The 23791-nt window shown below is 45.6% G+C and carries 19 protein-coding genes and 2 pseudogenes; 16 read left to right on the forward strand and 5 right to left on the reverse strand.

Going from position 1 to position 23791, the window contains the following annotated elements; translation table 11 throughout:
* Positions 1-75: 75 nt before the first annotated feature.
* The 4 genes and pseudogenes from B0680_RS03725 to B0680_RS03735 all read left to right on the forward strand — a co-directional run.
* Positions 76-315 (forward strand): annotated as a pseudogene (locus B0680_RS03725) (IS1595 family transposase); the annotation flags it as partial.
* A 227-nt stretch (positions 316-542) separates the two neighbouring features.
* Entirely contained in the window at positions 543-1022 is a 480-nt protein-coding gene (locus B0680_RS03730) for a hypothetical protein (RefSeq protein ID WP_158078297.1), read from the forward strand.
* Between the two features lie 182 nt (positions 1023-1204).
* Positions 1205-1327: pseudogene (gene prfA, locus B0680_RS10725) on the forward strand (peptide chain release factor 1); the annotation flags it as partial.
* A 250-nt stretch (positions 1328-1577) separates the two neighbouring features.
* A complete protein-coding gene (locus B0680_RS03735) occupies positions 1578-3209 on the forward strand; it encodes a peptide ABC transporter substrate-binding protein (protein WP_078253718.1) in 1632 nt (543 codons plus the stop codon).
* Positions 3210-3325: 116 nt separating this feature from the next.
* Here the strand turns inward: B0680_RS03735 and B0680_RS03740 are convergent, their stop codons facing one another.
* Positions 3326-3901: an isochorismatase family protein gene (locus B0680_RS03740; RefSeq protein ID WP_078253719.1), complete on the reverse strand. Its 576-nt coding sequence runs from the start codon at positions 3899-3901 to the stop codon at positions 3326-3328.
* Positions 3902-4082: 181 nt separating this feature from the next.
* On the opposite strand from B0680_RS03740, the gene lysS reads away from it, so the two are divergent.
* From lysS to B0680_RS03760, 4 genes are all read left to right on the forward strand, one after another.
* A complete protein-coding gene (lysS, locus tag B0680_RS03745) occupies positions 4083-5594 on the forward strand; it encodes a lysine--tRNA ligase (RefSeq protein ID WP_078253720.1) in 1512 nt (503 codons plus the stop codon).
* 84 nt (positions 5595-5678) lie between these two features.
* Positions 5679-7121: a cation:proton antiporter gene (locus B0680_RS03750; RefSeq protein ID WP_078253721.1), complete on the forward strand. Its 1443-nt coding sequence runs from the start codon at positions 5679-5681 to the stop codon at positions 7119-7121.
* Between the two features lie 9 nt (positions 7122-7130).
* Positions 7131-9326 carry a DNA polymerase III subunit gamma/tau gene (gene dnaX / locus B0680_RS03755; protein ID WP_078253722.1) on the forward strand — a complete coding sequence of 732 codons (2196 nt, stop codon included), beginning with the start codon at positions 7131-7133 and terminating at the stop codon, positions 9324-9326.
* A gap of 420 nt (positions 9327-9746) precedes the next feature.
* Positions 9747-10619: a LysR family transcriptional regulator gene (locus B0680_RS03760; RefSeq protein ID WP_078253723.1), complete on the forward strand. Its 873-nt coding sequence runs from the start codon at positions 9747-9749 to the stop codon at positions 10617-10619.
* Between the two features lie 120 nt (positions 10620-10739).
* Here B0680_RS03760 and B0680_RS03765 read toward each other — a convergent pair whose 3' ends face one another.
* Positions 10740-12227 (reverse strand): DUF3360 family protein, encoded by a 1488-nt coding sequence (locus B0680_RS03765; RefSeq protein WP_078253724.1) that lies wholly within the window; start codon positions 12225-12227, stop codon positions 10740-10742.
* 306 nt (positions 12228-12533) lie between these two features.
* Here B0680_RS03765 and B0680_RS03770 point away from each other — a divergent pair, with 306 nt between their 5' ends.
* The 5 genes from B0680_RS03770 to B0680_RS10865 all read left to right on the forward strand — a co-directional run bounded on the left by B0680_RS03770 (position 12534) and on the right by B0680_RS10865 (position 15635).
* Positions 12534-12734, forward strand: a complete 201-nt coding sequence (locus B0680_RS03770; RefSeq protein WP_078253725.1) for a DNA gyrase inhibitor YacG — start codon at positions 12534-12536, stop codon at positions 12732-12734.
* Between the two features lie 49 nt (positions 12735-12783).
* Entirely contained in the window at positions 12784-13950 is a 1167-nt protein-coding gene (locus B0680_RS03775; RefSeq protein WP_078253726.1) for an aspartate aminotransferase family protein, read from the forward strand.
* Positions 13951-13956: 6 nt separating this feature from the next.
* A complete protein-coding gene (locus B0680_RS03780; protein ID WP_078253727.1) occupies positions 13957-14883 on the forward strand; it encodes a threonine/serine exporter family protein in 927 nt (308 codons plus the stop codon).
* Positions 14883-15344 carry a threonine/serine exporter family protein gene (locus B0680_RS03785; RefSeq protein WP_078253728.1) on the forward strand — a complete coding sequence of 154 codons (462 nt, stop codon included), beginning with the start codon at positions 14883-14885 and terminating at the stop codon, positions 15342-15344. Before B0680_RS03780 ends, B0680_RS03785 begins: the two co-directional genes overlap by 1 nt.
* A gap of 120 nt (positions 15345-15464) precedes the next feature.
* Positions 15465-15635 carry a hypothetical protein gene (locus B0680_RS10865; RefSeq protein ID WP_169835327.1) on the forward strand — a complete coding sequence of 57 codons (171 nt, stop codon included), beginning with the start codon at positions 15465-15467 and terminating at the stop codon, positions 15633-15635.
* A 119-nt stretch (positions 15636-15754) separates the two neighbouring features.
* Here B0680_RS10865 and B0680_RS03790 read toward each other — a convergent pair whose 3' ends face one another.
* Genes B0680_RS03790 through aspS form a run of 3 tightly spaced genes read right to left on the reverse strand, consistent with a single transcriptional unit; the run spans position 15755 to position 19224 of the window.
* The gene (locus B0680_RS03790) at positions 15755-16501 is read right to left on the reverse strand and encodes a glycosyltransferase (RefSeq protein WP_078253729.1); all 747 of its coding nucleotides are present in this window, start codon (positions 16499-16501) and stop codon (positions 15755-15757) included.
* Complete coding sequence (locus tag B0680_RS03795; protein WP_078253730.1) at positions 16498-17421, reverse strand: lysophospholipid acyltransferase family protein; 924 nt, start codon at positions 17419-17421, stop codon at positions 16498-16500. The genes B0680_RS03790 and B0680_RS03795 overlap by 4 nt, the downstream gene beginning before the upstream one ends.
* Before the next feature lie 6 nt (positions 17422-17427).
* Entirely contained in the window at positions 17428-19224 is a 1797-nt protein-coding gene (gene aspS, locus B0680_RS03800) for an aspartate--tRNA ligase (protein ID WP_211271254.1), read from the reverse strand.
* Between the two features lie 595 nt (positions 19225-19819).
* Between aspS and B0680_RS03810 the strand changes: the two genes are divergently transcribed.
* The 3 genes from B0680_RS03810 (at position 19820) to B0680_RS03820 (ending at position 23718) form a co-directional block, all read left to right on the forward strand.
* Complete coding sequence (locus B0680_RS03810) at positions 19820-21676, forward strand: potassium/proton antiporter (RefSeq protein ID WP_078253732.1); 1857 nt, start codon at positions 19820-19822, stop codon at positions 21674-21676.
* Positions 21677-21807: 131 nt separating this feature from the next.
* Complete coding sequence (sohB, locus tag B0680_RS03815) at positions 21808-22770, forward strand: protease SohB (RefSeq protein ID WP_078253909.1); 963 nt, start codon at positions 21808-21810, stop codon at positions 22768-22770.
* A 93-nt stretch (positions 22771-22863) separates the two neighbouring features.
* Positions 22864-23718, forward strand: coding sequence for an SDR family oxidoreductase (locus B0680_RS03820; protein WP_078253733.1), 855 nt, complete (start codon positions 22864-22866; stop codon positions 23716-23718).
* Positions 23719-23791 lie beyond the last annotated feature (73 nt).

Consider the following 23791-nt stretch of genomic DNA (forward strand, 5'->3'; position numbering starts at 1 on the left):
ATAATGATCAATGACTTTAAGTTTAAAGTCTATTGTGTATTTGGTCATAAAAACACCCCAAAGGTTGTCTAACTTTTGGGGTGCGGTTCAAAACTGCTTGAGTTTTTTGTTGCAGAAGTTACTGCTAGAACATCGGCAGATTTGCTTGGTGTTCAGTACAATACAGCCATATTGTTTTACCACAAAATTAGACTTGTGATAGAATATCATCTTGCCCAAGAAGCCAAAGAACTCTTTGATGGTGAGATGGAACTTGATGAAAGTTATTTTGGCGGTATCCGTAAGGGTAAGCGTGGTCGTGGTGCCTTACCTAAGTTTTAATTACGTCATTTTCATCTCAAAAGCAATCAGTGATCCCAACGGCTTTTCAAATAAAGATTGGGTCAGTGGTGTGAGTTTGGGATGGGTTTTAAAAGCAAATTGACATCAAACCCATCAGTTGAGCAAATTGGCTTGACTGGTGGTTTTTTATTGGATGGTCAAATAAGAGTGGAATAAGTGGTCACGTGAAGAGTGGAATGGGTGATCATTTGGAGTGGAATGTGCAACCTGCTCGTACTGCACTGAAGTATCTGACGATGCATCCTGATACACCTATGCATAAGATGATGTCTGAAGCTACTCAGTTCTCTGACTTTGCTGCTAAATACGCACTGGCTAAACATACTGAAGCCAAAGCCAAGAAAGCAGGTAAGAGTAAAGCTGAAGCATTTGAGCTAGGTATTCAAGCTGCACAAGAAGCATTCATTAACTATGATACACCTACTGCCCGTGGTATGCAGTCAGCCAATGACCTTGGTGTTCTTATGTTTACTAAGTTCTTGTTCCGCTTCCAACGAGTACTGGCTAGACATCTACACAGCAACGGTGGTCATGTGATTGCACAGCACTTCTTGGTAGAGTCATTCCTACCATTTGCAGGTATCTTGAACCCATTGGGTATCGTACCAAATGTGGGTATGAGTGCAGCAGGTTGGTTTAGTGGATTTACAATGTTGCCTTGGTTGAGTATCTTCTTATAAGTTTATACTTATAGTAGCTCAATCTGAAAATAGACCCTGTGAGTATTCATGGGGTTTATTTTTGGTATAAATAATGAGGCATAGGCAACTAAAGAATTATTCCCTATACTGACTAAACACTTAACAGGTGTAATGGTATTACCCTAAAATCACTAGTAACTCACTGTATTTCTTGGTAAATCCACAGGATCAATTTGACCCTTTATAAGCTAGATGCGATTATGGAAGGGGATTTGACCGAGCTATTGGACAGCCTATTGCGTGAGCATCAGGCGGATTTGATGGCAAGTGTTAGTGGTGAGTGATGGGTTGGTAGATTGATAATAAAGCGGCTTTTGGGTCGCTTTATTATTAGGTATTATAAATTTAGTCCTGAACTTATTTTTATAAATCAACCAAATCTGACTTGACCGACGGGTTTTTAATAGCGATTGACTTGCATGAGACAAGCAGGTATTCTAATATAATATTTCATTTTGTAAATATCGTGGGTTGGCATACCGCTTGACTACTTGATTTGTCGCATTGATTTAGTCGCTTTAATAAGGATATTTTATGAAATTCTCATTCAAATTACTGGCATTGGCGCTCGGCATGGGTAGCGTCTGTGCATTATCAGCTTGTCATGATAGTCCAAATCGCACAAGCAATGACCCAAAAACAGATGCAGCCACCTCGCATAGCATAGAGATTGGTAATACCGCCGAGCCGACATCGCTTGATCCGCACAAGACATCAGACATTCCATCTTTTAATATCATCCGTCAGTTTTTGGTGGGGCTTGTGGCGACCGATGCCACAGGCAAAACCATTCCATCACTTGCCGAGCGTTGGGAGAGTGCGGATAATAAGCAGTGGACATTTTATCTGCGTGATGCCAATTGGTCTGATGGTACGCCGATTACTGCACAGGATTTTGTGTATTCTTTGCGTCGTCTGACCGATCCTGCGACCGCTGCGCCTTATGCATCTTATTTGGCGGATGCTAAGGTGGTCAATGCTGATAAAATCATTGCCGGCACTGCCAGTGTCGATAGCTTAGGCGTGGTTGCGATTGATGATAAGACCTTACAGATTACTTTGACCGAGCCTGTACCGTATTTTGTGGATTTATTGGTATTACCAGCGACTTATGCGGTGAATGCCAAAGCCATCGAGCAACACGGCGATGCATGGGTCAATCCTGCCAATATCGTGGTCAGTGGTGCGTATAAGCCGGTTGAGCAAGTGGTGGGTAGTCATGTCAAGCTTGAGCGAAATTCTGCTTATTTTGATAATGAGAAAACGACATTTGATACGGTGTCATTCTTGCCGATTGCAGGGGTTGGAGAGATTAGTCGCTATCAAGCAGGGGAGGTGGATATCACATCGGATGTGCCACCAGAGCAATTTGAACAAATCAAAGCCAAGCACGGCAATGAGCTTGTGACCATGCCACGCTTATGCACGGCTTATTTTGAATATCATAATCAAGTTGCGCCATTTGATGATGTGCGAGTACGCCAAGCGCTGTCTTTGATTATTGATCGTGATATCATCACCAAAGATGTGCTCAAGCGTGGCGAAAAACCTGCTTATCAATTCACCCCAAGTGTCATCGCAGGCATGAGTGTGATTGAGCCTGATTGGGTCAAAGATGACCGAGTCACACGCATTGCCAAAGCCAAAGCACTGCTCAATGAAGCAGGATACAATGCGCAAAATCCGCTAAAGTTTGAGCTACTCTCAAGCAGTAATGAGATTGCCAAAAATGTCACCGTCGCATCCCAAGCCATCTACAAAGAATCGCTTGATTTTATTGATATTAATCTGTCAAAAATGGAATGGAAAGCACTACAAGACAATCGCAAACAAGGTAAATATCAAGCCGTGCTCGCATCATGGTGCGCAGATTATAACGAGCCGACGACATTTTTAAATATCTTTAAGACAGGCAACGAAAATAACCGCAGTCGCTATCACAATGCCGCCTATGATGCCTTGCTCGAACAAGCCATCAATACCGCAGATAGCACCGAGCGCCAAAAGCTATACGCCCAAGCGGAGATGATTTTACAAAAAGATGCGCCCGGTACTTTTTTGTACAACACGGTCAATTCACGCCTAGTCAAGCCTGAAATTATCGCTGAAAGTATCAACGATCCAGCAGGTGGATGGCAGGTCAAGGATTGGAAACTTAAGCAATAACTTTAACTTTAACTTTAACTTTATCAATCCTTTTGCATCAAAAAAATCGCCGACAGTCACAACTCTCGGCGATTTTTTGTCAATCAGTATTGACCAATTTGCGTAATTGGCGCAGGTTATTTCACCAATTTGGCAATGGTCTTAAACGCAGGATCATCCGCACCACGCAGTAGCTCAAACAAAATCGCTTCGGTGGTGGTAATCACCGCACCGGCACGGCGCATACGGCGTAGGGCGATTTTCTTATCATAGGGATTTCTTGAGCCGACCGCATCAGCGACGATGACAGGTTGCATACCATTATCCAAAAGATCTAGCGCCGTCTGTAGTACACAGACATGGGTCTCAATGCCAAACAGTAGCGCAATACGGCGATTTTGTCGAACGATATGCGCCCATGATGGGGCGTTGTCGCAGACGCTAAAGCTTAATTTTTCAAAGCTTTGTTTGTTGGCATCATCAAGGATATCATATAGCTTTGGGATGGTTTCGCCCAAGCCTTTTTTGTATTGTTCGTTCAGCATCACAGGCACGCCAAGCGCTTGTAAGCCTTGAATTAAAATCGCCATCTTGTCCGTGACAGCTTCATGGTCGTGGATATGCGGGGTTAATTTTTCTTGAACATCGATTAAGATGGCCTGCGTATCATCACGCAAAATTCGATAAGGGACACCTACGGTTTTGGTCGCCATCACAAACTCCTTTTTGGTTGTGGGTTTTTGGTATCATAGCAGGTTTTTGGATGCTTGCCAAATCTTTTACATCCTGCTCGTTTGATAAAAATTTGCCAAATTTAATAATGATTGATGGCGCATAATCTGATACAATAGTCTATCTTTTTGTTTTTGATTTTTGACAATTATTGGAATTATCATGACTGAGCAAACCCAAGCAGAACACATCAGCGAAAACGATCTTATCGCCCAACGCCATGCCAAACTAGAAGCGCTACAACAAAAAGCTGCCGAGCAAGGCAAAACCGCTTATCCAAACACCTTTAAGCGCGAAGATTATTGCCAAGATCTACAAAATCAATTTGATGGCGTGGACAAGGCAGCCATCGAAGCAGGCGACAAGGTCTATGCCAAAGTTGCCGGCCGTGTGATGCTAAACCGTGGCTCATTCATCGTCATCCAAGACATGACCGGTCGCATTCAGCTGTATGTCGATCGCAAAGGCTTGCCAAGCGAGACACTTGAGACCATCAAATCACTGGACTTGGGCGATATCGTGGCGGCATCAGGCTATATCGGTCGTTCTGGTAAGGGGGATTTGTACATCCACCTAGAAGACTTTGAACTATTGACCAAGTCACTGCGTCCACTGCCTGACAAATTTCATGGTTTGACCGATACCGAAGTCAAATACCGTCAGCGTTATTTAGATTTGATTGTCAATGAAGAGACCAAACGCACCTTTGAAATCCGTGCTCAGGTCGTTGCAGGCATTCGCAACTATTTGACCAATGAACGCTTTATGGAAGTCGAAACGCCGATGATGCACGTCATCCCGGGTGGTGCATCAGCTCGTCCATTTGAGACGCATCACAATGCGCTGGATATGCCACTGTTTTTGCGTATCGCACCTGAATTGTACCTAAAACGCTTGGTGGTCGGGGGTTTTGAGCGTGTGTTTGAAATCAACCGCAACTTCCGTAACGAAGGCGTCTCAACTCGCCACAATCCTGAATTTACCATGATTGAGTTTTATCAAGCTTATGCCGATTACAAAGATTTGATGGCATTGACCGAAAATATGCTTGAAAAACTTGCCATCGACATTCTAGGCTCAACCGATGTGCCATATCAAGGCGAAGTGTTCAGCTTCAAAGGGCCTTTTAAGAAAATCTCAATGTTTGATGCGATTCTTGAGCACAACCCAAGCTTTACCCCTGACAATGTCAATGACCGTGAGTTTCTTGCTAAGTTCGTCAAAGAAGTGCTCAAAGAAGAAGTTAAGCCAAGCTTTGGTTTGGGCAAATTACAAACCATCGTCTTTGAAGAAACCGTCGAATCAAAACTGCGTCAGCCGACCTTTATCACCGAATATCCTGCGGAAACTTCGCCACTAGCACGCCGTAATGATGACAATCCGCACATCACGGATCGCTTTGAGTTCTTTATCGGTGGTCGTGAGCTTGCCAACGGCTTTAGCGAGCTCAATGACCCAATCGACCAAGCCGAGCGTTTCCAAGCGCAAGTCGCCGAAAAAGACGCAGGCGATGATGAAGCAATGCACTATGATGCTGACTTTATCGAAGCGCTAGAATATGGCTTGCCACCGACAGCGGGTGAAGGCATTGGTATCGATCGCTTGGTGATGCTATTTGCTGATGCGCCAAGCATCCGTGATGTGATTTTGTTCCCGCATATGCGTCAAAAATAAGCGATGAGATGTGCATAAAGGCGTATTTGTGAATAAACAAAACGCCTTTATTTTTCTAATAAAGATCTGGCGTCATGGGGCGATATGGGCAGTTTTATTTTTCTTGAGATTTTTGCGATTGTTTGTTTGGTATCGATTGCAACGACATTGTTCAATAAGCGTGTGCTTGGCTTGCCACAGGCGATTGGCGTGCCGATTGTATCGGCATTGCTTGTATTTATCTTACAATGGGTGGCGACTTTATTAAATGGCAATCAATTTATCAATATCAATATTGAAGCCATCGAAGAAGCAGTTCGCCATATTAATTTTTATGACTTTCTAATCAATGGCGTGATTTGTTTTATTTTGACGTCATCGGCACTCAAGTTTCAAATCTCAGATCTAAAAAACTACTGGAAACCCATTGGCATCTTGGCAAGTCTGGCCTTATTGCTGTGCGCCATCGTCTTTGGGGTGATGCTCTATGGCTTTCAGGCATTGACTGGTCATGCTGTGCCATTGATTGTGCTGCTTTTATTGGGTTCGGCACTGGGTGCAACTGACCCGATTGGCATCAAAGGCGTGCTCAGCTCGATCAAAGCACCACGACATCTGATGGTCAAGCTAGAAGGTGAGTCACTGTTTAATGATGCGATGTGTATTGCGATTTTTATGACCATCTTAAAGGTCATTCAAGGTGATGATTTTAATCTATTGACCGTCGTCGAACACCTAGCCTATGAAGTCATTGTGGCGGTGGTGATTGGTGTGGCATTTGGTCGTAGTGCCCTATACCTGCTCAAGGGCAAAAATGAGATGGAATCGCTGATTTTGACCACAGCACTGTTGGCGGTTGGTTCTTATTTGGTGGCATTATACGCCCATGCATCAGCGCCGATTGCTTGTGTGGTGGCAGGTTTGATTGTTGGTAATAAATGGCAGGATATTATCGCTCATCATGATATCGAAGAGATTAATCACTTTTGGCATACCATCGAAGGGATTATTAACTCTTTCTTATTTACCCTGATTGGGCTTGAACTGTTTATTTTGGATTTGAATGTACACATCATCATCGGTGGTGTGGTGGCGTTTGTGCTTTTACATTTGGCACGATTCATTGCCAATTATCTGTCTTTTGCCTTTTTTCCATCGGTGCGAAAAAATGCCTATAACGGCACTTTACCCATCCTATCATGGGGCGGTGTACGTGGTGGCATTTCGCTTGCGTTGATTTTGGCGGTGGCGAATGTGCCAGCTTTACATCCTTATAATAATGTTTTGATTGGCTATACTTTCATTGTTGTGCTATTATCAGGGGTAGTTTGCGGACTTGGCTTACCAGCGGTGCTGAATGCGTTTTATCATAATGATCATGAGCCAACCACAGGCTTTTTGGGATGGTATCAACGCCTAATGCACAAGCTCAATCGCAGTGGTCAAAAATACATCTTAGAAGAGGATGAGCAGGGCAATCAGACGGTACATATCTACAATCCTATCGCCAAAGATGCTCAGCCTGACATCGAACCTGACAGATTTTAATGATTTATCATGGATAAACAATATCAAGTCTTGGCGCGTAAATATCGCCCAAAAAACTTCAGCGAATTGCTCGGTCAGACACACGTCTCTCAAGCACTTGCCAATGCCATCGACACAGGCAGACTGCATCACGCCTATTTGTTCACTGGCACGCGCGGTGTGGGCAAGACGACCATCGCTCGTATTCTCGCCAAATGCCTAAACTGCGAAACAGGCATCACAAGTACACCATGCGGTATCTGTGATACTTGCCAATCAATCGATGCAGGGCGATTTTTGGACTTGATTGAGATTGATGCTGCCAGCCGCACCAAGGTCGAAGACACCAGAGATCTGCTCGAAAACGTGCCTTATGCACCTGTACAAGGTCGCTACAAAGTCTATCTGATTGACGAAGTGCATATGTTATCGACACACTCGTTCAATGCACTCTTAAAGACGCTCGAAGAGCCACCTGAGCACGTCAAATTTATCTTTGCCACCACCGATCCGCAGAAACTGCCGATTACCATCATCTCACGCTGTCTGCAGTTCGTGCTGCGTCCGATGCCCCAAGCATTGCTTGCTGAGCATCTGGCAAAGGTACTGTCGCAAGAGTCTGTGGTATATAGTGAATCTGCACTGTGGCAACTTGCCAGCGCTGCCAAAGGTTCGGTGCGTGATGCACTGTCACTGACCGATCAGGCGATTGCCTTTGGTGGCGGTGCAATCCAAGCCGACACGGTTAATGAAATGCTTGGGCTAGTCAATAGCACCGATGTGTTGGCATTGATAGCAGCGATTTATCAAGATGATAAATCTGCGGTCAGTACGCAGATTGCACTGATGCGTGAAAAGATGGTGGATGCCGCATCTGTGTTTGATGAGCTGATTGATCGTATTCATCAGATGGCGCTGCTGCAGGTGCTACCGCAGTCGCCACTGGATATGAGCGAAGAAGAGCAGGCACTCTTGACGACGCTTTCACAGCAAATCAGTGCCGATGTGCTGCAGCTGTATTATGAAATTCTCATCAAAAGCCGTGACGGTATCCGCCTAGCGAGCACGCCGATGCAGGCACTGGAGATGGGGATTTTGCGCCTGCTTGCGTTTCGCCCTTTGGCGGTGGGGGAAGTGGTGGTGTCTGAGCCGATGCCAAGCACATCCCAAGCCAAGCCATCACAGGTAGATGAACAAGGTGCTGACATTCAGCATTCATCAGTGGATGATACTGTTGATCATAGCGAGCAGGATACCGTCGCCATCCATACCGACACACCTGATGCGATTGACCAACATACCCAAGCAGATATGGCGGATACATCGGATATCGAGCCATCCGCATCCGATATCGATATGGCTGATATGCCAGTCGTGGATGAGCCTAGTGACAGTGCTGTACCTGATGTGTCCGTGCTTGATATGCAGGATATACCACAATCTGATACAGTGCAGGATGAGCCACAAGATACGCCTGAAATCACTGATGATATTTTGGCTCAAGCTCAAGCTCAAACTGATACCGTGATTGCACCTGATGATAAGTCAGCCCATGAGCCTGAACCAATTGAGCAAACACAAGAGACTGCCGACACAACCAATGCCGACTTGGATGTCTCGACCGCTCAGCATGAGCCAAATGCAACAAGCGCACCCAATGAACCTATCAATCCGCCATCTACCCATGACACGCCTGATGTACTCGCGGATACTCAGCAGACCAGCGACGCACCAAGCACCGAAGTGGCTACCTACATGACCAAGCAAGCAATGCAAGCACGGCTATTGCCCCAAGCGGTGACATTGAGCGGTGAGTGGACACCGCAAAAGTGGGACTATTGGCTATCGCAAGCACGCCTTGAACAAGCGTTCGATGCCGATGAGTTGGCACTACTTAGCCAAAGTATAATGACGGGCGATATTGATGGCGACAGCCAGCTAATCGTCAGTAGCGAGACCGCTCAAGTCAATATCAGCTTTGAGCACGCTTATCAAAAATTTGCCATACATTATCCAAATATCCGCCTAAATCAGCAGATAAAAACTGACGACAGCCTATGCCAAGCATCACCCAGCAATCTGCTCAGCCAGCGTCAGCAGCAAATCCAGCTCGATGCACAGACACAGCTGATTAATAGCCCTGTGCTACAGCGGTTATGGCAATCAGGATTTATTGTAAATGATGGCAATTCGGTTTTGCTAAATTCTAAACTCAGCCTTGAATAAAGCGGTGCAATCAGTGCAAGTACTAGCAGATACTGTTGATGGTGGATTTTGTTATTTCTTACCAAAATGTAAATCATACTTGCTGTATTGCATCTCAATTCATGCTTAAATCTAACCAAATTGATTATTTAGTATTTTGTGCAATTTTTTTATTGACAAATCACCAATTAAATGATAAAAAGTATTTCTAAAAAGGTTATTTAGACCTAGACTTACACGATTTTTATTTAATTGAAAAGTTAAAAATATGACTGCATAGTCATTATTCAGTTTGTAAAAAGTGTAAATGTTAGATATAATAACCTGCTTTTTCAGACTGTGCTATATATTAACACATTCATATAACATTAACTTTACAATTAAAGAGTAAAAGTTTATACTTTTCAATGCTGTAAACAACAAACTCAAGGGTGATCAATTATGTTAGACAATCTTCGTAGTATGGCGGTATTTGCCAGTGTTGTTCGTCATGGTTCATTCAGCGGTGCTGCCAAAGAGCTTGGCATTACCACGAGTGCAGTCAGCCAACAAATCCGCTCACTAGAGACCGATTTGGGCGTGTCTCTACTACATCGTTCTACTCGTAAACTTAGCCTATCAGAAGCAGGTGAGAGCCTGTACAATGCTGCTGTTCAGATGGTCAAAGCCGCTGAACAAGGCCGTGATAGCGTTATCCAACTAAAAGACGAAATCTCAGGTAGCCTGCGTATCGCAACTACACCTGAACTTGCCAAAAACTACCTATTGCCTGCACTGTCTTCATGGCTTGCTGAGCATGACAACTTAACGCTAAACCTAATCTCTCGTGGTGATCATGCTGATATGATCGAAGACCGCATTGATTTGGCTTTGGTACTATCAGAAGGCAATCAAGGCTTGGCACTAGCATCAGTTAAGCAAGTATTGGTTGCTGCACCGAGCTACCTAGCAGGCCGTGATGCCATCGAAACGCCAAAAGGCCTAACTCAGCATGATGTCGTACTTTGCAGCGAAAAATCAACTGAGAACCTAGAATTCCGCAAAAACGGCGAAAAAACCAATGTGCGTATCAGCTCACGCCTATACAGCAACAATGCCAACATCGCATTGAACCTTGCTCGTGAAGGCTATGGCATCCTTAAGACCAACGAAGTGATGGCAAAAGATCTCATCGCTTCTGGTGAATTGGTTGTTGTACTACCTGAATACGATCTACCTGCATTGACCATCTCAGCGGTTACTGCTTCAAAAGAGCAAACCCCTGTGAAAGCTCAAAAATGCCTAGAAGTGCTAGAAGCTTATTTCAAAAAATAAGCCATCGCATAACTTGCTAAAAAGACCTTGTAAAGACATTGAGTCAACTACAAGGTCTTTTTTTGTGCCCAAAAAAATCACCGCCATGATGGCGGTGATTTTATATGTCTTATCAAACTATTAAATTCTAAACTGTGGCAATAGTGCAGGCACACCAGGGAACATCCCAACCGCCGCCATTACAGCGCACAAAATCACAAAGCCCGCCAATGGAATAATCACACGACCACTAAGTCCAAGCTCCACACTGCGCTGCTTATCGCCGATTAAGCCTAGATTGTCTAGCATCATTGTCAATGACCAGCCAAACACAGGATTGACAAGTGCTGATGCAAAGACGACGATCGCCGCCGACTGCGTGGTTTTGCCTTTACGAGTCATCTCCATGCCTGCTTCAAGTAGCGGTACAAACACTGCAACAATCAAAGCCACAGACAGCACAGGCTGCCAAATTGCCAAATCCATCGGATAGCCCCAAATGCTAGCAATGATACAAAACAGCGCCGTCAATACTGCACCGGCAGGGATAGGGCGCTTGGCAATCGCCGCAGGCACGATATAAGTACCCCATGATGATGCAAAGTTCGCACCGCCAAGCAGCGAGCCTGTTGCTTGTCTTGCCGCACAGCCAATCATAGTATCATCGATATTCATGTGCGTCCGCTCAGAATTGGGTGGATAGCTGATTTTTTGGAAAACTTGATGCCCTAGAAAATCAGGCGACCACATCGCCACGGCAAGCACCGCAAATGGAAATACCACCACAAAGCTTTTGGCATCAGGCAAACCCAAAGTCCAGCCCGTATCTTCGCCCCACCAGTAGGCAGGATTGAGCGGTGGTAAGCCTGGTTCGGTCTTAAATTCAAACGGAGCGCCCATCGCAAAAGCAATCACACCAGCGAGTGCGCAGCCAATCGGCACAGCAAGCCAGCGTTTTTGCCAATGCTCAAGTAGGGCGTACATCACAATGGTAGCAAGGATAATTACGAACGCCAAATGCGGCAAGCCGATGGATTCCGCCCAAGTCATCATGTTTTTGACCTGCGCAATTAAGCCTACAAAGCCAAGATACAGTAGTAAACCACCTGCCACGCCATTACTGGTAAGCCTTGCCAAGAGCGAACCGCCCTTAAACACACCGAGCAGAATACCAAAAATCCCAATCAATAGCCCAAATGCCAACGGATGACCGCCTGCAGCTACGACTAATGGAATCAGCGGAATTAGTGGACCGTGTGTCCCTGCCAAGTTCGCCGTCGGCAACAAAAATCCTGATAATAACAGCACAAATACAGATGCGATCAGCATCTCATAACGCACATTTTCAAGTACGAATGCTTCACCAAGCCCCAAAGGTGCCGCAAAGGCAGCGGCCATCGCACCGACCATCACAATCTTACCAATCGTGCCCGCCATCGCAGGAATCGCATCTTCGAACTCAAAACGATAATCACGAAACGGCAGATTGGCACGCCACCGCTTGGGTTGCATGATTTGTAGTTCATGATTCAGATACGCTTCACGAGAGTCGAAACTACTGCTTGGCTTGTGCAGTTGTTGATAGCTTTGATTCGCTTTGTCATCATTGACTAAGGGTGCATCACTCACATCAGACTCCTTATTTCCTTGAGAAATGCCATTGAGAAATTATTACATAATATCGGTCACTGATTATAGCTTGCTTGACTATGTCTGTCATGTATTATTTTATAAAATTTATAATTAAATCAGAAAATCTGATGAGTATGATAAAATCGCATATCAATTAGCAAATATGTGCATAAATTCGAGTTGTTTAGTTGGTTTTTGCATAATTAATCGTCAATCAACTCATGTAAATTATGCAGTATCAATCAGCTAAGCTTGATTTTTTGTGCTAAAATATTCCCAAAAGTTTCATCATCGGAGTAAGCCTTGAGCGAAGTCATCAGCTATCCTTGCCCACAGTGCAAGACGCCCACCACTTGGACGGACAATCCTTATAAGCCATTTTGTTCTGACCGCTGTAAACTGATTGACCTTGGCGCATGGGCATCCGAAGATTACAAAATCCCAAGCGATGATACACCGTTTAGCGATGAGCTTAGCCAAGCCGAGCAGTTATCTCGCTATTAATCATGCTTTGCCAAGTTTAAATTTATCAAAATAACCAAAAGGATGTTTTATGAGCTATTTGATGCCAACTTATGCACGCCAGCCGATTAGCTTTGTGCGTGGCGAAGGGTCTTATTTATACACTGCCGATGGTACGGCGTATTTGGATGCGTTGACCGGTATTGCTGTCTGTGGCTTGGGTCATTGCCATCCTGCCATCACGAGTGCCATCAACGAGCAGGCAGGTCAGCTTGTGCATACCAGCAATTTATTCGGTGTGGATTGGCAAGAAAAGGCAGGGGAGGTCTTGTGCCGTGCTGCCAATATGCAGCAGGTGTTTTTTGCCAATTCGGGTGCTGAAGCCAATGAATGTGCGCTCAAGCTTGCTCGCCTATATGCACACAATCAAGGCAAAGCACGCCCAAAAGTCGTGGTCATGGAGCACTCATTTCACGGTCGCACGCTATTGACCGTATCGGCTACCGCCAATCCAAAGGCGCGTGCAGGCTTTTTTACGCTGGATGATGACTTTATCCGTGTACCATTTGGCGATATTCAAGCAGTTGCCGACCTTGATGATGCTGATATCTGTGCACTGCTGGTTGAGCCTATCCAAGGCGAAGGCGGACTGCACACACCACCTGATGACTATCTGGATGCACTTGCCAAAATCTGTGATGACAGGGGCTGGCTACTCATGCTTGACGAAGTGCAAACCGGCAACGGTCGCACGGGCAAATATTTCGCCTATCAATACAGCAATATCACCCCTGATGTCTTGACAACCGCCAAAGGGCTTGGCAATGGCTTTCCTATCGGTGCGTGTATGGTCAGTGGCAAAGCAGTAGGGCTGTTTGGTGCAGGCAGTCATGGCTCAACCTATGGCGGTACACCGCTTGGCAGTCGTATTGTCTGTGCAGTGTATGAACATTTAACAGACGAAGTAATGACAAATGCCGTCACCGAAGGCGATTTTATCCGCCAAGCGATTTTGGATAAATTTGCCAATCGTGGCATCAGCGCTCGTGGTCGTGGCATGATGATTGGCTTTGCGATGCCTGATGGGGTGGATTTGAGCCAAGCGGTTGATACGGCTCGTGATGTACATCATCTGATTGTCAATGTTACCGGTGGTAATGTTATTCGCCTGTTGCCTGCGCTCAATCTATCGCACGCTGATGCCCAGCTGATTGTGGATAAGCTATCAGCACTGCTTGATACATTGCTTGGTGCATAAGTCACCATGAACGCACAATTCACAAGCCCAAAGCCTGCCACGACGCAAACGGCAAATATGGCAAATTCGGCTGATGCAACTCAGCCTGTGATTTTGTACAATGACGGTAAAGCCACAGCACGCATCAGCTATCACCAACAACAGCGTATCACTCGGCTATGTATCCGCTGCGCCTTGCTACTCATGCAGTTTGGCGCAGAGTCGGCTGTTGTCGTCGATTTGACCAAGCGGCTTGGGGTGGCGCTTGGGGTGGATGGGGTTGAATGTGGATTGTCATTCAATGCCGTGACTTTGACCACCTTATATCAAGGGCGATGCATCACAACCGTGCGTAACACCGTGCATCAGGGCATTAATGTCAGCATTCTGGTGCATATTCAGCAAATCGTGCTACACGCAGAGCAGTACAAGGCTGCCCAGCTTGCGATATTAAGCACCGATGAGCAGGATAAGTTCATTGAGCATACCACTCAAGCATTTGATACGATGGGGCGTGCCGCTTATCCCAATTATCTGGTTTCGCTATTTGTTGGCTTATCTTGCGCCTGCTTTGCTTATCTCAATGGCGGCGGCCTAGCGATTGCTTTGGTGACTTTTTTGGCAGGCTGTGTGGCGATGCGGATGCGTGTGTATCTGTCGGCACATCATTTCAACCCGTTTGTGGTGGTGATTATCACAGCATTTGTGGCGACATTGCTGGGTGCGGTGGCGTATTTTTTGAAGCTTGGTGATAATGCCGATATTGCTGTGGCGGCAAGTGTGCTACTACTTGTGCCTGGCTTTCCCATCATCAATGCCTTATCCGACATCCTAAAAGGCTATATCAACATGGGCGTAGGGCGATGGATGTTCGCCACAATGCTGACGCTATCAGCCTGTGTGGGTATTGTGATTGCGTTGATTTTATTACAAATTCCACATTGGGGACTATGATGGATTGGCTGATAATTATCCAAAAAATCGCATTATCATGCATTATCACTGTGGGTTGGTGTTTGATGTTCACTTTGCCTAAGCAGTACATTCCGCACTGTATGACGGTGACCGCACTGGGTTTTGGAACCAAGCTTTTGATGGTGCATGATGGCACACATCTTGCGATTGCCACTTTTTTTGGGGCGATGATAGGCAGCTTTTTGGGTGTACGCTACGCTCAGCGATACGGCTTACCACCCAAAGCTTTGATTGTGCCAAGTCTCATCTGTATGATGCCGGGCATCACCGCCTATAAAGCGATGGTGAGTATGGTGCAGATTGGTTATTTTGGCTTTAGCATGGATTTGTTTGTGCTGATGATGAGCTACTTTTTTGATGCGATTTTTGTGATTTCGGCATTGGTGCTTGGCTTGTCAATTCCGGGGATTTTGTTTTATCGTCGTAAACCGATTGTTTAGAATATTGAATATATTTTGTCCTTGCAAGGTGTGCATTTAGTCGGTATAATTGGCAAATTTTTCGCCAAAGCTGTTTGGGCTTGGCTGATTCATCTTTGGCAAAATCACTTTGGAGTACTCATGTCAGAAAAACACGATGAAATGACCACATTTAATATGCGAGTCGATAAAAATCTGGTCGAACAATTCAAAAAAGCCGCCAAAGCCAATAACCGCACCGCAAGTCAGCTACTGCGTGATTGCATGATTGATTATGTCAAGAAAAACCGCCAAGCGGATATGTTCAAATAAGCTAGTTGAATGGCATAAAAAAGGGCGTTTGAGACGCCTTTTTTTGCTGTCCAAACCAATTTTAGCCATACATTCAAGCACAAAAAAGCGCTCATGATGAACGCTTTTAAAGCTTAGCATTACTGCCAAGCATCTTTAATCCAATCGCTCGGCAATACATAGCGATACCATTTACCACCACCGCCTTTGATGGCATCGGGTGGATTGATTTCACCATGAAAAATAACAATCTTGGCATCGCTAGGTTTTTTGGGCGGTAAAAAATACGCCAAAGGAATCTTGTGCAGGCAGTGGTATTTAAAGCTTACACACCATGATGCATCCCAATATTCTAGGTGATGGTGCTCACGCAGATAATTGGACAAAAAAGCCTGTTCATGACGCACTTCACTGCGAATTTTTTCAAAGTTTTGTTCAAAATACTCAAGCAAATGCGGATAAGTATTATAGCCAAGCTTAAAGCGATACACAGAGCTATTACCCACCATGCGCCACGGCTTTTTCCAGTCACGGATAATCATCACGCTGTCATCATGCTCGGCCTTGTGCGTAAAAAAGCAGTCAATATTATCAACGATGACGATATCAATATCCAAAAACAGTGCCATACCCTTTAGGCCGTATAAATCAGGCTTAAAGGTAGTGAGTTTTTTCCAGCCACGCTCGGGGATATTGCTGGGTAAATTCAGCTCAGGAATCGGATAGCAGACCACTTCATCACGGATGCCTGTGGTGTCATCGGTCAGGCACACCATCGTAAATGGCAGGGTGATGTTACGAGCCACCATATTATACAGACGATTGACGTATTCTGCGCCGTATTTGGTGCCCCATTTCATACAGATGATGTAATTGGTGTCTGTCATGGCGTATCCTTGTTGCGTTGATGTAGCCGTTTGGCAACTGCTTGTAGTTCGTCACAAGGCAGTAGATAGGGATTTTCGGCATAAGGTGTCGATTTGAACCGTCGATATCCCCACATATAATGACAAAAATGCGGTGCAATCATCTGCTCCATCGCACGATTGAGCGCAGTCGTTGCCACCTTGACATCTTTGTCATACAGCTGTGGGTCGTCCAATCGATAACAAAACACTTCAAAGCCATCAGCATCGGTACGCTTGATACAGCTAAGCCCCACTAGGGCACACCCAGTTTTGGCGGCAAGCTTGGGCGCAAGCGTACTGGTCATGGTCTCAATCCCAAAAAATGGTGCAATCACACCCCCTGATGGATCGGGCACATGATCAGGTAGCACAACACTAAAGCCACCATCTTTAAGCGTCTTAAAAATCGCCTTAACCCCCGTGCCATCAGTCGGCACTAAGGTTGCATTGAGTCGTTCACGACCTGCTAGGATAAATGCATCCACTTGTGCATTTTTGATGGGTTTGTACATGATGGTTGGCGAACCATAGGTATTGATCCACGCATTCATCATCTCCCATGTGCCCAAGTGTGGCACGATCAGTAGCATCCCTTTGGGATCAGCAAAGCCAGCTTCGAGTATCTCAATGTTATTCACCTTTGTAATCTGCTTGGCAGACCATTCAGGGGGCATTGCCCAACATTTGACACTATCAACAGCGCTGATGAGCTGATGCTTGAGCGTCTGCTTGGCAAGCTGATGACGTTCGCCTGCATCCATATCAGGATAAACCAAAATCAAGTTGGCATAGATGCTGCGATAGATACTCAGCTTAAAAGTATGTGAAAAATAAGCACAAACAGCCGCCAACCCATGTAGGGCTGACAGCGGAATGTACTTGATAAAACCAAGAGCCATCAGTGATTATTCTGATTTTTCTTTTTCACGGACACGGATGCCAAGCTCACGCAGCTGCTTATTATCCACAGCAGCAGGCGCTTCGGTCAATGGGCAGTCAGCGGTTTTGGTTTTCGGGAAGGCGATCACGTCACGGATTGAGCTTGCACCCACCATCAGCATAATCAAGCGATCCAGACCAAATGCCAAACCACCGTGCGGCGGCGCACCAAAGCGTAGCGCATCCATTAGGAACTTAAACTTCAGCTCGGCTTCTTCTTTTGAGATGCCTAGCGCATCAAAGACCGCTTCTTGCATCTCAACAGTGTTGATACGCAATGAACCACCACCGATTTCGGTACCGTTTAGCACCATATCATAAGCGATCGATAGGGCAGTTTCTGGGCTGTTTTTTAGCTCTTCGACTGAACCTTTTGGACGGGTGAATGGATGGTGAACCGAAGTCCATTTGCCATCATCAGTTTCTTCGAACATTGGGAAATCAACGACCCATAGCGGTGCCCATTCGCAGGTGAATAAATTCAAATCAGTACCAATTTTGACACGTAGCGCACCCATTGCATCATTGACGACTTTGGCTTTGTCAGCGCCAAAGAAGATGATATCGCCAGTTTGTGCTTCGGTACGCTTGATTAGCTCAACCAATACTTCATCAGTCATGTTTTTGATGATTGGTGATTGTAGGCCTGATTCTTGATCAACGCCATTGTTGATTTTGGTGGCGTCATTGACTTTGATATACGCCAAGCCTTTAGCGCCATAGATGCCGACAAACTTGGTATAGTCATCAATCTGCTTACGGCTCATCTCTGCGCCATTTGGTACACGCAGGGCAGCGACACGGCCTTTTGGATCTTGAGCTGGGCCTGAGAATACTTTAAATTCAACGCCTTGCATGATGTCAGCGACATCAACGAGTTTTAATGGAATACGCAAATCGGGCTTATCTGATGCATAATCACGCATCGCTGTGGCATAAGTCATGCGTGGGAATTTGTCAAATTCGACATTCAGCATGGTTTTGAACAAATCTTTGGTCAAGCCTTCGGCGATATCCATGATTTCTTCGTCTGATAGGAATGATGTCTCAATATCCACCTGTGTAAATTCAGGCTGACGGTCAGCACGTAAGTCTTCGTCACGGAAGCACTTAGCGATTTGATAATAACGGTCAAAACCTGCCACCATCAATAGCTGCTTAAATAGCTGTGGTGATTGTGGTAGCGCAAAGAAGTTGCCTTGACGGGTGCGAGATGGTACGAGATAGTCACGAGCACCTTCAGGGGTCGCACGGGTCAGTACGGGCGTCTCAACGTCCAAAAAGCCATGATCGTCTAGATAGCGACGGATGGTCGAAGTGGCTTTGGCACGGAATTTCATACGCTCTTGCATCTCTGGGCGACGCATATCTAGGAAGCGATATTTTAGGCGTAGCTCTTCTGAGACGGTGATGTTGTCATCGTTTAGCGGGAATGGCGGGGTGTCTGCTTTGGCAAGTAGCTCAATCTCTTTGCCTAATAGCTCAACCTGACCGCTCACCATATTTGGGTTCTCGGTGCCCGCATAACGGCGACGCACACGACCAGTGATTTTTAGCAAATATTCTGAACGAGCAGCATCAGCAGTGGCGAATGCTTCTGGGGTATCTGGGTCGATGACCACTTGCAATAAGCCTTCACGATCACGCATATCTAGGAAAATCACGCCACCGTGGTCACGACGACGATGTACCCAGCCTGCAATGGTAATGGTTTGGTCAATCAGCTCTTCGGTCACTTGACCGCAATATGTGCTACGCATCATAGAATTTTTGCCTTAAGAAAATGAAACAATGGCACAATTTCCCATCTTGGTGCTTATTTGCCCGTTGGAATTTGTCCATCACGATTAATAGTATTTGTAAACCATACATTATGCCTTGTAATGAATTTTGGTGCAAGTGATTGGCGGACATTTTTGCAAGAATTTATACAAAAAAGTTGCATAACAAATCATCAGCACCGCCAATCTTGATGCAATATCATCAACTAGCCAAAACTGACGGCAACCAAAACCACTTAATAAGCACCCAAAATCACTATTTGCCAACCAATCATCGGCTATCATTCAAATCAATCGGCAAATTTGGCAAATTCAATTTAAAAAAGTTAATTTATCGGTGGTCTAATTTGTCAAGCTGTGATAGGATTATACAAGTCTTTACTGCTGATGATTTTGCTGATATTACTTGAATGCCAAATTGCGGTAAAGTTGTTGTAATTGTTATATTTATAAGGCAAATTTATGACAGTATTTTTGCCAAACGACAAAGCGTCTTATACGCCTTTAAGCAAATCGTTGACTATAGCCGATGATTAGTCTGATTTAATAAACAAAATCATAAGGAATATTGCCACCGATGGACACCTTGAACTTTATCTACGTTGTTGCAGCCTTACTCATTTTTGTGAGTATCATGACAAGCACCTTATCGGCACGTCTTGGCGTACCGTTATTGCTGTTGTTCTTGGCAGTGGGGATGCTCGCTGGTGAAGAAGGGGTCATGGGCATTCAATTTGCCGATTATAACCTTGCCAACTTTATGGGGCAGGCGGCGCTTGCGTGCATTTTGCTTGACGGTGGTTTGCGTACATCGTTGCAGTCGTTTCGTGTGGGTCTAAAGCCTGCGGTGACGTTGGCAAGCTGGGGCGTACTGGCGACAGTGATGGTGCTTGGCGTGTTTGCCACTTGGCTATTGGATGTGGATTGGCGTTTGGGCGTGTTGATGGCGGCAATCGTCGGTTCAACCGATGCGGCGGCTGTCTTTTCGCTACTGCGTAATGGCGGTGTCAAGCTCAATGACCGTGTGCAAGCAACGCTTGAGATTGAGTCAGGTGCTAACGACCCGTTGGCGATTTTGCTTGTCACAGCGATGATTGCGCTCAATCTTGACCCTGCAAGTCAAGGCATTGGCGATATTGCGTTGATGCTGATTAGTCAAATCGGTATCGGCTTGATTTCAGGATTGATTGCTGGCTGGGGCTTGTCTCGACTACTGCCAAAGGTCTATTTGGCAGAAGGGATGTATGCCATCTTAATCCTATCGGCAGGGCTTGCGGTATTTGGTGCGACCAATATGCTGGGCGGCTCGGGCTTTTTGGCGGTGTATCTTGCCGGTGTGGTGATTGGCAATACCAAAGTGCGGGCAACAGAGCACGTCTTGCGCGTGATGGACAGTTTTGCTTGGCTATCTCAAGCGGGGCTGTTCGTGGTCTTGGGATTGCTTGTCAAGCCATCTAGCATCTTGGAAGTGTGGCATTATTCCCTGCTGATTTTCTTATTCTTGCTATTTGTTGCTCGTCCGTTTGCGGTGGCGTCATCCTTGTTGCCGTTTCGCTTTGGTTGGCGTGAGACTGGTTTTATTTCGTGGGTTGGTCTGCGCGGGGCAGTACCGATTACGCTTGCCATCATTCCTGTGACGATGCAAGTACCGGGCGCAGATTTGGCGTTTAATATTACCTTTGGCGTGGTGATTTTATCATTACTTGCACAAGGGACGACCATTCCGATGATGTCTCGACTGTTCCGTGTTTGGGTACCGACCGACCACGAGCCAAAAGCCGAGCATGAGATTTGGGTGGGTGACCAAGCCAATATCACCTTATATGAATTTGAAGTAAAAGCAGGGGCATTTGCCATCGGTCGCCATCCACAAAGTATCTCAAGCAAGGTTAATTCCAATGAGATTTCGGTGTTTGCTGTCGTGCGTAATGAGCGACTGCTGACCGTCAATGACGAAACCATCCTAAAAATGGGCGATGTCGTTTGGTACGCTATCCGCGGCGACCATGCTGCCAATATCGCCAAGATTTTTAATAACACCGCTACCCAATACCAAAAAAATAGCGAATTTTATGGCGATTGGCTACTATCGCCACACGCACTGATTGCTGATTTGCCGTTTTATAATGTGGCGACACGCACGCTCAATAATAGCCGTCTAGGTCGTCTGCCACCTGTAGCCAGTGCGCTTGATGTATTCACCGTTGCGCCGACGGTCACAGGCTTATCAGGCATTGATGATGAGCTGATTAATCGCTTGACCGAAGCACAAAATCTGACCGTCGAAGAGTATATGCTTAGCCAGTTTAACACTGAACCTGTCAAAGGCGATGAAATTCGCCTAAATGACTCATGGTCGCTCATCGTCCGTGATGTTGATAGCAAGGGGCGTATCCGTGGCATCGGTCTAAAAAATCTTAATCGGGATAAATAGCCCAATTTTGACACATAAGACACAAAGGCTGATTTGTGTCTTATGTGTTTTTTTGTAAAGCACCTTTAAATTGTGCCACAGCGCCACCATCTGATAAATCATGTATTTATTATGTAGAATTTGAGACAATTATGCTATTTCAATCCAAAAAACCTGTCGAATTACAAATCATCCATCTGAACAAAGCTCAAGAACAGTCGCAAAAGCACTTTGAAGACATCATCAAACAAACAGATGGCAAGGCTTGTGGCTTTGCCAAGCTGAAAAAATTGCTTAAAAATAAAGCTAAGCCAGCCGATGACACCCCAAGCGCCAAAGATGATAAAACCATCTATGTGCTTGATTTTGATGGCGATATCAAAGCAAGTGCAGTGGCACATCTGCGTGAAGAGATTAGCAATATCATCAGTATCGCCAAAGCAGGCGATGAAGTCGTGCTACGCCTAGAAAGTGGCGGCGGTCAAGTCTCAAGCTATGGCTTGGCAGCAGCACAGCTTGTACGCATCAAAGAAGCAGGGCTGACGCTGACTGTCTGCGTGGATAAAATCGCTGCTAGCGGTGGCTATATGATGGCGTGTACCGCCAATAAGATTATCGCAAGCGACTTTGGCGTGCTTGGCTCGGTGGGCGTGGTGAGCCAATTACCAAATTTCCATGAGTTTTTGAAAAAGCATGATGTGAACTTTGAGCAATTTACCGCAGGTGAATACAAGCGTACAGTGACGATGTTTGGCGAAAATACCGATGAAGATCGAGCTAAATACCAAGAAGATCTTGAGCGTATTCATGAGCTATTTAAGGCATTTGTTGCCAAGCATCGCCCAAGCTTGGCAGTTGAGAAGATTGCCACAGGGGAGATTTGGTTTGGTCAATATGCACTGGATTTGGGTTTGATTGATGAAATCGCCACATCTGATGCCTATATTTTGTCATTACTTGATAAGCACAATGTCTATGCATTACATACCCGTACCAAGCCAACGTTGGCGGAGAAATTAGGTTTGGCAGATCAAGTCAGTAGTAGCATCGCCAATGCTATTGACAAGACAGTTCAGCTAACCAATCAAGCCATCAACAGCTTGAACCGTCCATAAGCTATGGCCAAGCAACTTTGACTGCTAGGTCACGCTCAACACACGCCACACAAAATATGCTACAATAGCCGTTTTGTATCATTGGATGCTTAGATGAAAAAATTAGAAGAATTATTTGCCCGTGCCGATAAATTTGGTCGTACAATCGCCAATCAATTCGGTAAAATCAAGGACTTAAACGATATCCGTGGTATCGGTGCAGGCAAAACTGTACTCATCACAGGTGCAAGTAGTGGTCTTGGTGCGATGATGGCGCGTAAGTTTGCCTTTTTGGGTTATGATTTGGCAATCTGTGCTAGACGACTTGAGCGACTAGATGCCCTAAAAGCTGAACTAGAAGCCGAGTATGGCATCAAGGTTCATACCAAGCGATTGGATGTGACGGATTATGATCAGATTTTTGAGGTCTTTGACGCATTCGCCAGTGATGCGGGCGTCTTGGATAAAATCATCGTTAATGCTGGCGTAGGTGATAGCCGTGTCATCGGTCATGGCAGATTTAACATCAACCGTGCGACCGCTGAGACTAATTTTATCGCTGCCATCGCACAGTGCGAAGCTGCCATGCAGATTTTTCGTGCCCAAAACAGCGGTCAGCTGGTCGTCATCTCAAGTATGTCAGCCGTGCGTGGCTTGCCACGTCATTTGACCACTTATGCTGCTGCCAAAGCAGGCTTAGCTCGCCTTGCCGAAGGTATCCGAGCCGATATGATTAAAGAAAAACTACCCATCACGGTATCGACCATCTACCCCGGCTATGTGCGTACTGATTTGAACATCGGTGCTAAATATTTGCCTTTTGAAATCGAAGAAGAAGAAGGGGCAGAAGTCATCATCAAAGCCATCGAAGCCAAAGTCGATGAAGCCTATGTCCCTGCTTGGCCGTGGCTACCGATTGGACTTGGGATGAAATATTTACCACTCAAGGTAATTACCAAATTTATCTAATCTTTGTATCAAAAAGACCTTGTGAATATACAAGGTCTTTTTTGTGCTTTATACAGGCTACTCGGTAGCAGAG

This window comes from Moraxella pluranimalium (assembly GCF_002014825.1).
Classification (GTDB): domain Bacteria; phylum Pseudomonadota; class Gammaproteobacteria; order Pseudomonadales; family Moraxellaceae; genus Moraxella; species Moraxella pluranimalium.

Bases quoted from the DNA above. Each gene is read 5' to 3' on its own strand.
- B0680_RS03810 (WP_078253732.1), top strand. From the start codon at position 19,820: ATGGACACCTTGAACTTTATCTACGTTGTTGCAGCCTTACTCATTTTT.
- aspS (WP_211271254.1), bottom strand. From the start codon at position 19,224: ATGATGCGTAGCACATATTGCGGTCAAGTGACCGAAGAGCTGATTGAC.
- B0680_RS03740 (WP_078253719.1), bottom strand. From the start codon at position 3,901: ATGGCGACCAAAACCGTAGGTGTCCCTTATCGAATTTTGCGTGATGAT.
- sohB (WP_078253909.1), top strand. From the start codon at position 21,808: ATGCTATTTCAATCCAAAAAACCTGTCGAATTACAAATCATCCATCTG.
- B0680_RS03785 (WP_078253728.1), top strand. From the start codon at position 14,883: ATGGATTGGCTGATAATTATCCAAAAAATCGCATTATCATGCATTATC.
- lysS (WP_078253720.1), top strand. From the start codon at position 4,083: ATGACTGAGCAAACCCAAGCAGAACACATCAGCGAAAACGATCTTATC.
- B0680_RS03760 (WP_078253723.1), top strand. From the start codon at position 9,747: ATGTTAGACAATCTTCGTAGTATGGCGGTATTTGCCAGTGTTGTTCGT.
- B0680_RS03790 (WP_078253729.1), bottom strand. From the start codon at position 16,501: ATGACAGACACCAATTACATCATCTGTATGAAATGGGGCACCAAATAC.
- B0680_RS03735 (WP_078253718.1), top strand. From the start codon at position 1,578: ATGAAATTCTCATTCAAATTACTGGCATTGGCGCTCGGCATGGGTAGC.
- B0680_RS03780 (WP_078253727.1), top strand. From the start codon at position 13,957: ATGAACGCACAATTCACAAGCCCAAAGCCTGCCACGACGCAAACGGCA.
- B0680_RS03775 (WP_078253726.1), top strand. From the start codon at position 12,784: ATGAGCTATTTGATGCCAACTTATGCACGCCAGCCGATTAGCTTTGTG.
- dnaX (WP_078253722.1), top strand. From the start codon at position 7,131: ATGGATAAACAATATCAAGTCTTGGCGCGTAAATATCGCCCAAAAAAC.
- B0680_RS10865 (WP_169835327.1), top strand. From the start codon at position 15,465: ATGTCAGAAAAACACGATGAAATGACCACATTTAATATGCGAGTCGAT.
- B0680_RS03750 (WP_078253721.1), top strand. From the start codon at position 5,679: ATGGGCAGTTTTATTTTTCTTGAGATTTTTGCGATTGTTTGTTTGGTA.
- B0680_RS03795 (WP_078253730.1), bottom strand. From the start codon at position 17,421: ATGGCTCTTGGTTTTATCAAGTACATTCCGCTGTCAGCCCTACATGGG.
- B0680_RS03820 (WP_078253733.1), top strand. From the start codon at position 22,864: ATGAAAAAATTAGAAGAATTATTTGCCCGTGCCGATAAATTTGGTCGT.